General features: G+C 68.0%; 14 protein-coding genes. 11 read left to right on the top strand and 3 right to left on the bottom strand.

Annotated elements, in window-relative coordinates:
• Positions 1-27: 27 nt before the first annotated feature.
• From Q9R47_RS17880 to Q9R47_RS17830, 11 genes are all read left to right on the top strand, one after another.
• Positions 28-774, top strand: a complete 747-nt coding sequence (locus tag Q9R47_RS17880; protein WP_311234531.1) for a 16S rRNA pseudouridine(516) synthase — start codon at positions 28-30, stop codon at positions 772-774.
• A gap of 64 nt (positions 775-838) precedes the next feature.
• Entirely contained in the window at positions 839-1,867 is a 1,029-nt protein-coding gene (locus Q9R47_RS17875; protein WP_311234526.1) for a cytochrome D1 domain-containing protein, read from the top strand.
• Positions 1,868-1,919: 52 nt separating this feature from the next.
• Positions 1,920-2,708 carry a polysaccharide deacetylase family protein gene (locus Q9R47_RS17870; RefSeq protein WP_311234530.1) on the top strand — a complete coding sequence of 263 codons (789 nt, stop codon included), beginning with the start codon at positions 1,920-1,922 and terminating at the stop codon, positions 2,706-2,708.
• Between the two features lie 40 nt (positions 2,709-2,748).
• Positions 2,749-3,735 (top strand): sterol desaturase family protein, encoded by a 987-nt coding sequence (locus tag Q9R47_RS17865; protein ID WP_311234525.1) that lies wholly within the window; start codon positions 2,749-2,751, stop codon positions 3,733-3,735.
• Positions 3,736-3,787: 52 nt separating this feature from the next.
• Positions 3,788-4,696, top strand: a complete 909-nt coding sequence (locus tag Q9R47_RS17860) for an EI24 domain-containing protein (protein ID WP_311234524.1) — start codon at positions 3,788-3,790, stop codon at positions 4,694-4,696.
• Positions 4,693-5,520 (top strand): molybdopterin-binding protein, encoded by an 828-nt coding sequence (locus tag Q9R47_RS17855; RefSeq protein WP_311234523.1) that lies wholly within the window; start codon positions 4,693-4,695, stop codon positions 5,518-5,520. The genes Q9R47_RS17860 and Q9R47_RS17855 overlap by 4 nt, the downstream gene beginning before the upstream one ends.
• Positions 5,521-5,678: 158 nt before the next feature.
• Positions 5,679-7,094, top strand: coding sequence for a type I glutamate--ammonia ligase (glnA, locus tag Q9R47_RS17850; protein ID WP_311234522.1), 1,416 nt, complete (start codon positions 5,679-5,681; stop codon positions 7,092-7,094).
• A 188-nt stretch (positions 7,095-7,282) separates the two neighbouring features.
• Positions 7,283-7,801: a hypothetical protein gene (locus tag Q9R47_RS17845; protein ID WP_311234521.1), complete on the top strand. Its 519-nt coding sequence runs from the start codon at positions 7,283-7,285 to the stop codon at positions 7,799-7,801.
• A gap of 56 nt (positions 7,802-7,857) precedes the next feature.
• Entirely contained in the window at positions 7,858-8,883 is a 1,026-nt protein-coding gene (glnL, locus tag Q9R47_RS17840) for a nitrogen regulation protein NR(II) (RefSeq protein ID WP_311234529.1), read from the top strand.
• A gap of 42 nt (positions 8,884-8,925) precedes the next feature.
• Complete coding sequence (gene ntrC, locus Q9R47_RS17835; protein ID WP_311234520.1) at positions 8,926-10,605, top strand: nitrogen regulation protein NR(I); 1,680 nt, start codon at positions 8,926-8,928, stop codon at positions 10,603-10,605.
• A 187-nt stretch (positions 10,606-10,792) separates the two neighbouring features.
• Positions 10,793-11,806 (top strand): PA2169 family four-helix-bundle protein, encoded by a 1,014-nt coding sequence (locus Q9R47_RS17830; protein WP_311234519.1) that lies wholly within the window; start codon positions 10,793-10,795, stop codon positions 11,804-11,806.
• A 115-nt stretch (positions 11,807-11,921) separates the two neighbouring features.
• Here Q9R47_RS17830 and xth read toward each other — a convergent pair whose 3' ends face one another.
• Genes xth through Q9R47_RS17815 form a run of 3 tightly spaced genes read right to left on the bottom strand, consistent with a single transcriptional unit; the run spans position 11,922 to position 13,854 of the window.
• Positions 11,922-12,698: an exodeoxyribonuclease III gene (gene xth / locus Q9R47_RS17825; RefSeq protein ID WP_311234518.1), complete on the bottom strand. Its 777-nt coding sequence runs from the start codon at positions 12,696-12,698 to the stop codon at positions 11,922-11,924.
• Between the two features lie 53 nt (positions 12,699-12,751).
• Positions 12,752-13,246, bottom strand: a complete 495-nt coding sequence (locus Q9R47_RS17820; protein ID WP_311234517.1) for a dihydrofolate reductase — start codon at positions 13,244-13,246, stop codon at positions 12,752-12,754.
• A gap of 17 nt (positions 13,247-13,263) precedes the next feature.
• Entirely contained in the window at positions 13,264-13,854 is a 591-nt protein-coding gene (locus tag Q9R47_RS17815) for a DUF4337 domain-containing protein (RefSeq protein WP_311234516.1), read from the bottom strand.
• Between the last annotated feature and the right edge of the window lie 58 nt (positions 13,855-13,912).

Genomic DNA, 13,912 nt, shown 5'->3' with positions numbered 1-13,912 from the left:
TGTGGCGGCGCAAATCGGAGATCGACAGTGCAATTGCAGGACGTCCTGTATTCGCAGGGATTTGGAACCAGACGGGTGTGTGCGGGCCTGATCCAGCAGGGCCATGTGCAGTTGCTGGAAAAAGGCGCTACGGACGGGCCGGCACTGTGCACCGACTCGACCTACGACGTGGAGCCCGAAGGGCTGCGTTTCATCGTGCAGGGCGTGGAATGGGCGTGGCACCGCCAAGCCTATCTGATGATGAACAAGCCCGCCGCCGTGGAGTGCTCGCAGAAGCCCTCCACCTATCCCAGCGTCTACACCCTGTTGCCGGCGCCGCTGCGCGCGCGCCCGACGGCCGGCAAGATCCTGGGCGTGCAGACCATCGGGCGGCTGGACCAGGACACGACGGGGCTGCTGCTCCTGAGTGACGACGGCAGCTTTATCCACAAAGTCAGTTCCCCCAAGAAGCACATTGAAAAGACCTACCGGGTCTATGCCAAGTATGATTTGACTCCGCAGCAGAAGGACCGATTGCTGCAGGGTGTCGTGCTGAACGACGATCCGAAACCCGTGGTGGCTACGGATTGCGTGGTGCAGGAAGGTCCCGTATTCGACCTCACCGTGACCGAAGGAAAGTACCACCAGGTCAAGCGCATGGTGGCTGCGGTCGGCAATCGGGTCGAGCAACTGCACCGCATCCGTATTGGCGGGCTTCATCTTCCCGAGGATCTGGAGTCGGGGGGGTGGCGTTGGCTGGACGAGCGCGAGATCGCCATGGTGTTCCAGGGCTGAACCTGCCCGGAACGTGGCTGCCGGTTGAAATCTAGAGAGTCGCGAACAACGACGCGACGTGAGTATGCGCAGACGCCATCATTTGCTTTTGTCCCTCTCGTGCCTTGCCTCCCTGTCGGTGGGAACGGCGCGTGCCCTGGCTGCCCCTCCATCTTCTGCGCCCTCCGCTCCTGCGCCCACGGGTGCGCATCCACCGGTATTCGTGCTCAATTCGCTCGATGCCGACGTGAGCGTGATCGACCCGGTGACATGGCAGGAACTGCGCCGCATTCCCACGGGCAAAGAGCCGCACCATCTGTATCTCACGCCGGACGAGAAGTCGATCGTCGTGGCGAATGCCCTGGCCGACAGCCTGACGTTCATCGATCCGGTGACGGCGCAGGTGCAGCGCACGGTGCGGAACATCGTCGATCCCTACCATCTGCGCTTCACGCCGGACATGAAGTGGCTCATCACGGCCGCCAACCGGCTCGACCATGTGGACTTCTATCGCTGGGACGGCAAGGACCTCTCGCTGGTGCAGCGGGTCGCCACCGGGCGCACGCCGAGCCACCTGTGGGTGGACAGCGGCAGCCGCACGGTGTATTCGACCATGCAGGACAGCGACGAGCTGGTGGCGATCGACATCGCGACGCAGAAGATCCGCTGGCGCACGAAGACCGGGCCCATGCCGGCCGACATCCATGGTTCCGCGGATGACAAGTTCCTGTTCGTCGGCCTCACGGGGAGCGACGGGGTGGAGGTGTTCGATGTGTCGGGGCCGGAGCCCCGCAGCGTCAAGCGGATCCCGACGGGCAAGGGCGCCCATGCCTTCCGGAGCGCCGGCGACAAGCGGCACATCTTCGTCAGCAACCGCGTGGCCAACACCATCAGCAAGATCGACATGACCGCGCAGAAGGTCGTGGACGTGTACTCGGCACCGGGCGGGCCCGACTGTATGGACGTGTCGGCGGACGGCCGCTGGCTCTACGTGTCGGCCCGCTGGGCGAAGAAGCTGCTGGTGATCGACACGGTCGAGCGCAAGGTGGTGCAGCGCGTCAACGTCGGCAAGTCGCCCCATGGCGTGTGGACGCTGCAGCATGCACCCCGCTGAGCCAGGTCCGGCTGGGGGGCGCCGCCCCCGGCGGGCATTCCGCGTCGCGGTGCTGGCCACCGCCGCGGTGTCGCTCATCGCCGGGCTGGTGCCGGCCCAGGCCCGCGCAGCCTGCGACAAGCCGGTCTACCTGACCCTGGACACCGGCCACATGGGTGTGGCGCCGCTGATCGCCGACGTACTCAAGCGCCAGCACGTGCTGGTCACGTTCTTCGCGGCCAACGAGAAGACGCAGGAGGGCGACGGCAGCCTGGGCGACCACTGGGCCGGGTGGTGGAAGGCACGCGCCGCCGAGGGGCATGCGTTCGCCTCGCACACCTTCGACCACGTGTATTGGCGTGCGGACCTGGCGGGGGACGCCGCGTCTCCGAGCTTCCGCGTGCGACCGTCGGCCGGGCCGCAGGCGGGCAGGGAATCCACGATGACCGCGCGCCAGTACTGCGACGAGATCGCGCGCTCGGAGAACCGGCTGAAGGAGATCACGGGGCAGGCGCCGCTGCCGCTCTTCCGGGCGCCGGGCGGCAAGACCTCTGCGAAGTTGCTGGAGACGGCGCGGCGCTGCGGCTATGCGCACGTCGGCTGGTCGCCCGCGGGATTCCTCGGCGACGAGCTGCCGAGCGAGCGCTATAGCAATGCACTGCTGCTGCGTCAGGCCTTGGACCGGGTGAAGCCGGGCGACATCCTGCTCGCGCACCTCGGCATCTGGTCGCGCAAGGATCCGTGGGCGCCGGCCGTGCTGGAACCGCTGATCGAAGGGCTCAAGGGCAAGGGCTTCTGCTTCCGCACGCTGAAGGACCATCCCGACTACAAGGAATGGATTTCGTCGCACTCCCGGCGCTGAGCGGGAACCTGGACGGCGGCGGGCGATCGGAGCGGTGGTGATGGAAAGTCTCGGTCAACTATTCGACATGGCGCAGCAATGGCTGTTCGAGACGGTGGTGCAGCCGCTGCTGTTCCCGCTGGGGATGGCGAACTTTCTGGAGGACGGCTACACGGCGACGGGCTGGCTGCTCGTGGGGGTGCTGCAGCTGCTCGTGATGCTCTGCCTGATCGCTCCGCTGCAGCGCTGGCGTCCGGTGGAACCGGTGACCGACCGGCCGGCCGTCCGCACCGACATCCTCTACACGCTCATCCACCGGCTGGGACTGTTCCGCATCGCACTGTTCTTCAGCGTGGACCCGCTGTGGGACCGGCTCTTCGGCGCGTTGCGCGTCGAAGGCTTCAGTACGTTCCATCTGGACGAGATCTGGCCGGGCATCACGGACGTGCCGTGGGTGAGCCTGCTGATCTACCTGGTGGTCTTCGACTTCCTCAACTACTGGATCCACCGCGGCCAGCACCAGTTCGACTGGTGGTGGAAGCTGCATTCGCTGCACCACTCGCAGCGGCAGATGACGATGTGGAGCGACAACCGCAACCATCTGCTGGACGACGTGCTGACCGACGCGATCGTGGTGGTGGCGGCGCAGCTGATCGGCGTGCCGCCCGGGCAGTTCGTGGCGATCGTCGCGATCACGCAGTTGAGCGAGAACTTCCACCACGCCAACCTGCGGGTGTGGTTCGGACGCTGGGGCGAGCGGCTGTGGGTGAGTCCCCGCTTCCATCGGCTGCACCATTCCATCGGCCTGGGCCACGAAGGGCCCTCCCGGCCGGGCATGCCGGCGCCGGTGCTGGGCGGGCACAACTTCGGGGTGCTGCTGCCCTGGTGGGACATGCTGTTCGGCACGGCCAATTTCGAGCTTCGCTACGACCCGACGGGCATCCGCGACCAGGTGGAGGCCGACGCCCGGGGCCGGGTGCGCGATTACGGCAGAGGGTTCTGGCGCCAGCAGTGGCGCGGGCTGCTGCGCCTGGCGGGCCGGGATTGAAGAAGTCCCCGGGCCCTGGTGCGTTCATGCTTCGGCGCTATGCTTGGCGCCCATGAGGCTGCTCATCGATTCGTTCTGGCGCGCCGCGGCGTACTGCGTCCTCCCTCGGGTGATGGCGCTGTCGCTGCTGCCGCTGCTGGTGATCGCTCTGCTGGCGTGGCTGTTCGGGCATTTCTGGTGGGATGCCGGCGTGGCGTGGCTGCAGTCCGTGCTCGATTCCTGGTCGTGGCTGTCGTTCATCCGGGGCTGGCTGCAGGACGCCGGCGTGCAGGGGCCGTCGCTGCTGGCGCCGTTGCTGCTGGCGGTGCTGGTCACCCCGGTGATCGTGGTGCTGTCCGTGCTGGCGGTGGCCATGCTGATGACGCCGGCGCTGGTGTCGCTGGTGGCCCAGCGCCGTTTCCCCACGCTCGAACGGCGGGGCGGGGCGTCGTTCGTCGCCAGCGTGTTCTGGTCGCTCGGCTCGACCGTGGCGGCACTCGTGGCGCTGGCCGTGTCGGTTCCGCTCTGGTTCATCCCGCCGCTGGTGCTGGTGCTGCCGCCCCTGATCTGGGGGTGGCTGACCTACCGCGTGATGGCATTCGATGCGCTGGGCGAGCATGCGGACAAGGCGGAGCGCGAGGCCATCATGCGCAGGCACCGGATGCGGTTGCTGGGTATCGGCATCGTCACCGGCTACCTCGGCGCGGCGCCGGGCATCGTGTGGGCCTCGGGCATCGTGTTCGCGGCGGCCTTCGTGGTGCTCATTCCGGTGGCCGTGTGGATCTACACGCTGGTGTTCGCCTTTTCCTCGCTGTGGTTCACGCACTACTGCCTTTCCGTGCTGGAGCAATCGCGTGCCGCGGCGCCCGGCGGGAACGGTTCCGCTCCCGGGAGCATCGTGCATGCCGCGCCGCCCGGGCCGCGCACGAACCCCGTTCCTTCTTCCCCTTCGTCTTCCTCTTCTTCTGGACCTTCCGCATGACACCGGTTCCCTCGTTCGGCCTCATCATCGTCGGTGACGAAATCCTTTCCGGCAAACGGGCCGACAAGCACATGCCGAAGGTGATCGAGCTGCTGGCGGCGCGCGGGCTGCCGCTGGCGTACGCCGATTACGTGGGGGACGATCCGGAGCGCATCACGGCCACCCTGCGACGCGCCTTCTCGTCGACCGATATCGTGTTCTCGTGCGGCGGCATCGGCGCCACCCCGGACGACCACACGCGGCAGTGCGCCGCGCGCGCGCTGGACACCGAACTGGCGCTGCACCCCGAAGCCGCCGAGCTGATCCGGGAGCGCATGCGGGACGTGGCGCGGGAGCAGGGCACCCCATACGAGCCCGACCGGTCGGACAACGTGCATCGGCTGAACATGGGCGTGTTTCCGCAGGGTGCGCGGATCATTCCCAATCCCTACAACAAGATTCCCGGGTTTTCCTGCGACGGGGTGGGCGGTGGCACCGTGCATTTCGTCCCGGGGTTTCCGGTGATGGCATGGCCGATGATCGAAGGCGTGCTCGACGCGCACTGCCGGCAGTGGTTCAATCGGCAACCGCAGACGGAGCGTTCCGTCGTGGTGTACGGCGCGATGGAGGCGGCGCTCACGCCGCTCATGGAGCGCGTGGAGGCCGGGCATGCCGGGGTGAAGGTGTTCAGCCTGCCGAGCGTGGACCATCCCGTGCACGGGCGGCACATCGAACTGGGTGTGAAGGGCAGCTCGGCCCTGGTGCCCGGGGCCTGGGACGCCCTCATTCAGGGGTTGCACGAATTTGGTGCAAGCCTCGGCCCCGAGTTGGTGCGCAACACCTGAATGGGTGTGCGCATGCGAGTGAAGCCCGCTTCTGGTGCATCGACCCAGGGCGGGTCCGGCAGACGGTGTGCATGCTCCGCGTTAGTGCATGCTGGCACGCAATCTGCTTTTTGACGACCGTGGTTTTTTTCAACAAACGCTAAATCCTGGAGATCCTGATGGCAAAGACCGTTGCAGACGTGATGAAGATGGTGAAGGAGAACGAAGTGAAGTTCGTGGACTTCCGCTTCACCGACACCCGCGGCAAGGAGCAGCACGTCACCGTGCCGGTGTCCCACTTCGACGAAGACAAGTTCACGTCGGGCCATGCGTTTGACGGCTCTTCCGTGGCCGGCTGGAAGGGGATCGAAGCCTCGGACATGCAGCTGATGCCCGACCCGAGCACGGCCAACATCGATCCGTTCTTCGAAGAAACCACGCTGTTCCTGCAGTGCGACGTGATCGAGCCGGGCGACGGCAAGGCCTATGACCGCGATCCCCGTTCCATCGCCAAGCGCGCCGAAGCCTACCTGAAGGCCTCCGGCCTGGGCGACACGGCCTTCTTCGGTCCGGAACCCGAATTCTTCATCTTCGACGGCGTGCGCTGGTCCAACGAGCCCGGCAAGGTCATGTTCGAGATCGAAGAGTACGAAGCCCCCTGGAATTCGGGCGCCAAGCTCGAAGGCGGCAACCGCGGCCACCGTCCCACGGTCAAGGGCGGCTACTTCCCCGTGCCCCCGGTCGACAGCACGCAGGACATGCGCGCCGAAATGTCCCTGATCCTCGAATCCCTGGGCATCCCGGTCGAAGTGTTCCACCACGAAGTGGCGGGCGCCGGCCAGAACGAGATCGGCACCAAGTTCAGCACGCTGGTCGAGCGCGCCGACTGGACGCAGGTCCTGAAGTACGTGGTGTGGAACGTGGCCAACGCCTACGGCAAGACCGCCACCTTCATGCCCAAGCCCTACGCCGGCGACAACGGCTCCGGCATGCACGTGCACCAGTCCATCTGGAAGGACGGCAAGAACCTGTTCGCCGGCGACGGCTATGCAGGCCTCTCCGACTTCGCCCTGTACTACATCGGCGGCATCATCAAGCACGCCCGTGCCCTGAACGCCATCACCAACCCCGGCACGAACAGCTACAAGCGCCTGGTGCCCGGCTTCGAAGCCCCCGTGAAGCTGGCCTACTCGGCCCGCAACCGCTCGGCCTCGATCCGCATCCCGTACGTGGCGAACCCGAAGGGCCGCCGCATCGAGGCGCGCTTCCCCGATCCTTCGGCCAACCCGTACCTGTGCTTCTCCGCACTGATGATGGCCGGCCTGGACGGCGTGGAAAACAAGATCCATCCGGGCGAAGCCGCCACGAAGGATCTCTACCATCTGCCGCCCGAGGAAGACAAGCTGGTGCCGACCGTGTGCCACAGCCTCGACCAGGCGCTCGAGTACCTGGACAAGGACCGCGCGTTCCTGACCAAGGGCGGCGTGTTCTCGGACTCCATGCTGGATGCCTACATCGAGCTGAAGATGGGCGAAGTCACGCGCTTCCGCATGGCTCCGCACCCGGTCGAGTACGACATGTACTACTCGCTGTGATCCACGTGGCCCCGGCGTCATGCCGGGGGCGCAGGATGCGACGGGGCGGCTTCGGCCGCCCTTTTTCATGGGCGCCGGCCCGGGCGAAGACCCTCCGGCCCGGGGCGGTCCGTGGCGGCGGGCGGGCGATTGGGGGATACTTCCGGACAGCTTCCGCATGCCTGCGGCATGCCCTGCGAGGACTTTGAATGACGAAAACTCTTACCGTGCTCCTGGCGCTGGCCGCCCTGGCGCCGGCAGCCTGGTCCCAGGACCGCATCTACCGCTGCGGCAACGAGTACACCAACAATGCATCCCAGGCCCGGGAACGGGGCTGCAAGCTCGTGGAGGGCGGCAACGTCACCGTGGTGCAGGGAACGCGCCCCGCATCGGCCGCCGCGTCCCCCCAGGGCGGTGGCGCGGCCACGGCGGCGCCTGCCGCATCGCCCTCCAACGCACCGCGCGTGGACGCCAACGACCAGCGGGCCCGCGATTCGGACGCGCGTGCCATCCTGGAGGCGGAACTGCGCAAGGCGGAAGCGCGTCTGGCCGAACTGAGCAAGGACTACAACAACGGCGAACCGCAGCGCACGGCGCTGGAACTGCGCAATCCGCAGGTCTACATGGAGCGGACGGCGGAGCTCAAGGCGGCCGTGGCGCGCGCCGAGAGCGACGTCGCCGGCATCAAGCGCGAACTCGCCCGCCTGCCGGGCGGGGCGGGCCGTTGAGCGTGGCTCCCGCATCCGCTGCGCGCCCGTCGGAGCGCTATCTCGCCCTGGATCTGGTGTCCACCCTGGTGGCGGTGCTCCACCGGGACGGTTCCGTGATGTTCGCCAACGCCTCCCTCGAGGACACGCTGGGCCTGTCCCGCCGCACGCTGGAGACGACCGACTTCTCGACCCTGTTCACCGATCCCGCGTTGCTGCAGACCGCGCTGGCGGGCGCCCGGGAGCAGGACTTTGCCGCCCTGCGCTTCGAGGCGGGCCTGCGGCGCGGGCCGCTGCAGGAGCAGATTCCCGTGCACGTGCATGTGGCGGTGGCCGAGCAGACGGGCGAGATCCTTGTGGAGATGTGGCCACTCGAGGCCCAGGCCCGGCAGGACCGCGAGGAGCGCCTGCGCGAACAGGCCCTGGCCAACAAGGAGCTGATCCGCAACCTGGCGCACGAGATCAAGAACCCGCTCGGCGGCATCCGCGGGGCGGCGCAGCTGCTCGAGATGGAGCTCGACAACCCGGAGATGACCGAGTACACGCAGGTCATCATCCACGAGGCGGACCGGCTGCAGAGCCTGGTGGACCGGCTGCTCGCGCCGCACCGGCATCCGCACCTCGTGGGCGACGTCAACATCCACGAAGTGTGCGAACGCGTGCGGTCGCTGATCCTCGTCGAGTACCCGCACGGGCTGCGCGTGCAGCGCGACTACGACATCTCGATCCCCGAGTTCCGGGGCGACCGGGCCCAGCTCATCCAGGCGGTGCTGAACATCGTGCAGAACGCCGCGCAGGTGCTGACCGACCGCATGGCGGCGGGCGATGCCACGATCACGCTGCGCACGCGCGTCGCGCGGCAGGTGACCTTCGGGCGGCAGCGGTACCGGCTGGCACTGGAATTGCATGTCATCGACAACGGACCGGGCGTCCCCGAAGCGATCAAGGAGCGGATCTTCTATCCGCTGGTCACGGGGCGTGATGGAGGATCGGGGCTGGGACTGACGCTCGCACAGACTTTCGTGCAGCGGCACGACGGCTTGATCGAATGCGACAGCATGCCGGGTCGCACCGATTTCCGCATCCTCATTCCCTTGCCTTGAGGTCCGGAGACATTCATTTCCGAGACAAGGTAGAACCACCACATGAAGCCGATCTGGATAGTAGACGACGACCCATCGATCCGCTTCGTCCTCGAGAAGGCGCTGGCGCGCGAGAACCTGCCCACGCGCAGTTTCACCCATCCCCGTGAAGTGCTGGACGCGCTGGCCGACGTGGCCGCGGGCGACCCCGCCCGGCAGGGGCCGCAGGTGCTGGTCAGCGACATCCGCATGCCCGGCGGCTCGGGCCTGCAACTGCTGGAGCAGGTGCGCCAGCAGTTGCCCGGCCTGCCCGTCATCATCATGACCGCGTATTCGGACCTCGACAGCGCGGTGTCGGCCTTCCAGCGCGGGGCTTTCGAGTACCTGCCCAAGCCGTTCGATCTGCCCAAGGCCGTGGAGCTGATCCGGCGCGCCGTGGAGGAGAGCCAGCGCGAGGAGGTGACCGAGGAGCGGCAAACCGCCACGCCCGAGATGCTGGGGCAGGCACCGGCCATGCAGGACGTGTTCCGGGCGATCGGGCGCCTGAGTCAGAGCCAGGTGACGGTGCTCATCACGGGCGAATCGGGCTCCGGCAAGGAACTCGTGGCGCGGGCGCTGCACAAGCATTCGCCGGTGGCCGAGGGGCCGTTCGTCGCCATCAATACCGCCGCCATTCCGAAGGACCTGCTGGAGAGCGAGCTGTTCGGCCACGAGCGCGGCGCGTTCACGGGCGCGCAGACGCAGCGGCGCGGCCGCTTCGAGCAGGCCGAGGGCGGCACGCTGTTCCTCGACGAGATCGGCGACATGCCGTTCGATCTGCAGACGCGGCTGCTGCGGGTGCTGTCGGACGGGCAGTTCTACCGGGTGGGCGGGCATGCCGCGGTGAAGGCGCACGTGCGGGTGATCGCGGCGACGCACCAGAACCTGGAGCAGCGCGTCAAGGACGGAGCGTTCCGCGAGGATCTGTTCCACCGCCTGAACGTCATCCGGCTGCGCCTGCCCGCGCTGCGCGAGCGGCACGAGGATGTGCCGATGCTCACGCGGCATTTCCTGCAGCAGAGCGCGCGGCAGCTCGGCGTGGAGCCCAAGCGCATCTCCGATGCGGCGCTGGCCCGCCTGGGACAGTTCGCGTTCCCGGGCAACGTGCGGCAGCTGGAGAACATCTGCCATTGGCTCACGGTGATGGCGCCCGCGCAGGTGATTTCGCTGCAGGACCTGCCGCCGGAAGTGCTGGAGGCGCCGATCGCGTCGGACCATGCCGCGACGGGGCTGGAGGTGCGGGGAGAAGCCCTGGCGCCGTCCTCCGGAGCGGGAGACGGTGCCGTGGCTTCCTCGGTGGCCCCGGGCCCGCGGGATGAGCGTCTCGCGGCCTGGCCCCCGGGGCTGGCCGCGGCGGGGCAGGGCCAGGTTCCCGGCAGCAGCAGCGGCTTCGCATCCGCCGGCTCGGTCGCCATTGCGGCGGCGGTGCCAGTGCCCCCCGGGGTTCCGGGCGTCGCTGTGTCCGACCTCGCCGGCTGGGAGCCGGCACTGGAGGCGGAGGCCCAGAAGCTGCTGGCGGCCGGCCAGGCCGAGGTCTGGGACGTGCTGACCCGGCGCTTCGAATCGCGCCTGATCCGCACCGCGCTCGCTGCCACGCACGGTCGGCGCATGGAAGCGGCGCAGCGCCTGGGCATCGGCCGCAACACCATCACGCGCAAGATCCAGGAACTGGGGCTCGACGCCGCCGAGGATCTGGGCGTTTAGACCCTCCATGCACCGCTGCCAGGGCAGCGTGTGCTATGGAATCTGGAGCAATGGAGCCAGGCGGGAAGCGCCCTGGCTCATCCACGCTGCTGGCTACGTCCTACAGGCCAGGAGTCTGCACGCCGACCCTCCGGAAAAACGGGACCTCCCAGAATGAAGGCACTGTTCAACCAACCGGAGCGAATTCATGTCGGATTTCAACGATGCAAACCGCGACCCCTTGACCAATGAACCCGGCGCCCATCCCGTGGGCACCGGCGTTGGTGCGGCGGGCGGCGCTGTGGCCGGCGCGGCAGCCGGGGCCTTCGGTGGCCCGATCGGCGCGGCCGTGGGCGGCGTCGCAGGTGCCGTGGTCGGTGGCCTGGCCGGCAAGGCGGCCGCCGAATCCGTGAACCCCACCGTGGAAGATGCCTACTGGCGCGAGAGCTACCAGCGTGAGCCCTACTACCGTGGCGGCCGCACGTATGACGAGTACCGTCCGGCGTACGAGCTGGGCTGGAGCTCCGTGGGCCGCTACGAAGGCGACTTCGACACGGTGGAACCGCATCTGGCACGTGACTGGGGCCAGGCCCGCGGCACCAGCGGCATGGAGTGGGACGAGGCCCGCCCCGCCACCCGCGCCGCCTGGGAACGCGCCGGCCGCGGCTATACCACCGACATGGACCGTGGCATGACCACGGCAGGCGGTGCCGGCGTTGGTGCCGCCGTGGGCGGCATGACGCAGTCCACCACGGGCGATACGGCCATGGTGGACAACGACGACGTCGTGGACGTGCTGGACGACCTGCTGGAATCCTGCCGCGACGGCGAATACGGCTTCCGCGCCTCGGCCGAGCATGCCGAATCGCCCGAGCTGAAGGGCATCCTGCTGCGCCACGCCAGCGAATGCGCCTCGGCCGCAGCGGAACTGGAGCGCGAGATCCGCAACCACGGCGGCGAGCCGTCGAGCGGCGGCTCCGTGTCCGGCGCGCTGCACCGGGGCTGGGTGTCCGTGAAGACGGCCCTCAGTACCAGCGACGACAAGGCCGTGCTGGAAGAGTGCGAGCGCGGCGAGGATGCCGCGGTGGCCCGCTACCGCAAGGCGCTGAAGTCGTCGCTGCCGGCCAACGTGCGCACGCTGGTGGAGCGCCAGGCCGAAGGTGCCCAGCGCAACCACGACGAGGTGCGCGACCTGCGGGATCGCTACAAGGCCATGCCCTGATTATTGGGGTTTCGTGCCCCACGTCAAAACGCCGTGGCAGTGCCACGGCGTTTTTCGTTGGGAGGCGGGCTTCGGGGTGTGGTACCGACCCGCTCAGAAGAAATGCAGGAACGCGTTACCCGAGGGTGACGACCACGGGCGCATGATCGCTGGGCTGCGGATTCTTGCGGGGTTGGCGGTCGATGCTGCAGGCACTCACCCGCGCCCTGAGAGCGTCACTCACGAGGATGTGATCGATGCGCAGGCCGCGGTTCTTCTGGAAGCCCAGCATGCGGTAGTCCCACCAGGAGAAGCTCTTTTCCGGCTGCTCGAACAGCCGGAAGGCGTCGGTCAGGCCCAGACCGAGCAGCGCCTGGAAGTGCGTGCGCTCCTCCACCGTGTGGTGGATCGTGTCCTTGAGGCCCACGGGATCGAAGGAGTCACGGTCTTCGGGCGCGACGTTGAAGTCCCCCACCAGCACGAGGCGTGGATGGGCCGCCATTTCTTCCTTCAGCCAGCGGTGCAGCGCGCCCAGCCACAGCATCTTGTAGGCGAACTTGTCCGAACCGGGCGCCTGGCCGTTGACGAAGTAGCAGTTGACCAGCCGCAACGGGCCTTCGGGCGTGTCGAGCGTGGCGGCGATGACCCGCGCCTGGGCGTCTTCGTGGCCGGGAATGTTGCGCACCACATCGCGCAGGGGCGAGCGGCTCAGGAGGGCGACGCCGTTGTAGGTCTTCTGGCCGAAGCTCGCGGCATGGTAGCCGGCGGCCTGCAGGGCGTCGAAGGGAAACTTCTCGTCGACCAGCTTGAGCTCCTGCAGGCCGATGGCGTCCACGGGGTTGTCGGCGAGCCAGGCCAGCACCTGCGGCAGCCGGACGGAGAGGGAGTTGACGTTCCAGGTGGCCAGCTTCATGGGGCAGTTCGGTGGACGGACAAAAGGGGCAGCGGGCGGCGTGCGAGCAGGGCTCAGCGCCGCCGGTAGCTCACGAAGGAGAACGGCAGGCCGCTGCCCGCCGACTGCTGCACGGGGCTGCGGGCGACTTCGTGCCATTCCGGCCCGAGGACGGGAGCGAACGCATCGCCGTCGAAGTCCTGGTGGATCTCGGTCACCTCGACGCCGTCCGCGAGCGGCAGCGCCTGCGCATAGATCTGGGCGCCGCCGATGATCCAGGCCACGCCGCCGTTCGCCCGGGCGATGCCGAGGGCTTCGTCCAGGCTGGCTGCGCGCAGCGCGCCGTCCGCGTTCCAGTCCGCCTGCCGCGTGACGACGATGTTGGCGCGGCCCGGCAGGGGGCGGAAGCGCGGCGGGAGCGAATCCCAGGTCTTGCGGCCCATGACGACGGTGGCGCCCAGGGTCAGCTGCTTGAAGTGCGCCAGGTCTTCGGGCAGATGCCAGGGCATGGCGTTGTCCCGGCCGATGGTGCCATTGGCGGCGCGCGCGTAGATGACTCGCAGGTCCATGGGGATGCGGCGCCGCTTCAGATGTGGAAGAACGCCAGGGCGCCGACGGCCAGGCCCACGGCCGCGACGCCGTACATGCCCCGCTCCAGCCACTTGCGGCGCGTGAGCAGGGCGATCGCGGCCAGCGCGATGGCGACCTGCAGCACGGTGGTGGCCTGGGCCCAGCGGTGGTGCTGGTGCATCTGCTCCTCGCTCTGGTGGTCGAGCGCGAGCGACTGCGCCTCGAGCGATTCGGCGCTCTTTCGGATGTCGTTCTTCTCCTGTTCGTAGCGGTCCAGCTTCGCCTGCAGCTCGGGTTTGCGGGCTTCGGGTGCCAGATCGCGCGCGAGTTCGGTCACCGACTGCTTGGTGCTCTTGGACTGGTAGTAGGCCCACTGGTTGGCCGCCTCGGTCTTGCGGATGGCGGCATCGTTCTTGATCAGGCCGGCATTGGCCTGCGTGGCGCCGCCCATGTACGAGAAGATGGCGCCCACCGTGGCGATGATCGCCGTGGCCATCGCGATGCGGCTGGTCATGGTGCCGTGCCCGGCATCGGAATGGGCGTGCTGGGCGGCGTGCTCGACGGCGTGGTCGTGCGGTCCATGGACGTGGAAGCCGTGGGAGGACATGGATGTTCGGAAGAAATGGCGGAGCCGGAAAGGCGGGAGGAAGGGGCCGGAGGCCTGC

Origin of the sequence: Acidovorax sp. PRC11 (assembly GCF_031844105.1) — a bacterium.
Lineage (GTDB): Bacteria > Pseudomonadota > Gammaproteobacteria > Burkholderiales > Burkholderiaceae_C > Paracidovorax.
Note: the sequence above shows the minus strand (reverse complement) of the source record. Positions and strands in the feature narration are given on the sequence as shown.

What these genes read in the sequence shown, in the direction of transcription:
- Q9R47_RS17830 (WP_311234519.1), top strand. Translation starts at nt 10,793, where the DNA reads ATGTCGGATTTCAACGATGCAAACCGCGACCCCTTGACCAATGAACCC.
- Q9R47_RS17845 (WP_311234521.1), top strand. Translation starts at nt 7,283, where the DNA reads ATGACGAAAACTCTTACCGTGCTCCTGGCGCTGGCCGCCCTGGCGCCG.
- glnA (WP_311234522.1), top strand. Translation starts at nt 5,679, where the DNA reads ATGGCAAAGACCGTTGCAGACGTGATGAAGATGGTGAAGGAGAACGAA.
- Q9R47_RS17855 (WP_311234523.1), top strand. Translation starts at nt 4,693, where the DNA reads ATGACACCGGTTCCCTCGTTCGGCCTCATCATCGTCGGTGACGAAATC.
- Q9R47_RS17860 (WP_311234524.1), top strand. Translation starts at nt 3,788, where the DNA reads ATGAGGCTGCTCATCGATTCGTTCTGGCGCGCCGCGGCGTACTGCGTC.
- Q9R47_RS17865 (WP_311234525.1), top strand. Translation starts at nt 2,749, where the DNA reads ATGGAAAGTCTCGGTCAACTATTCGACATGGCGCAGCAATGGCTGTTC.
- Q9R47_RS17820 (WP_311234517.1), bottom strand. Translation starts at nt 13,246, where the DNA reads ATGGACCTGCGAGTCATCTACGCGCGCGCCGCCAATGGCACCATCGGC.
- Q9R47_RS17815 (WP_311234516.1), bottom strand. Translation starts at nt 13,854, where the DNA reads ATGTCCTCCCACGGCTTCCACGTCCATGGACCGCACGACCACGCCGTC.
- ntrC (WP_311234520.1), top strand. Translation starts at nt 8,926, where the DNA reads ATGAAGCCGATCTGGATAGTAGACGACGACCCATCGATCCGCTTCGTC.
- xth (WP_311234518.1), bottom strand. Translation starts at nt 12,698, where the DNA reads ATGAAGCTGGCCACCTGGAACGTCAACTCCCTCTCCGTCCGGCTGCCG.
- Q9R47_RS17875 (WP_311234526.1), top strand. Translation starts at nt 839, where the DNA reads ATGCGCAGACGCCATCATTTGCTTTTGTCCCTCTCGTGCCTTGCCTCC.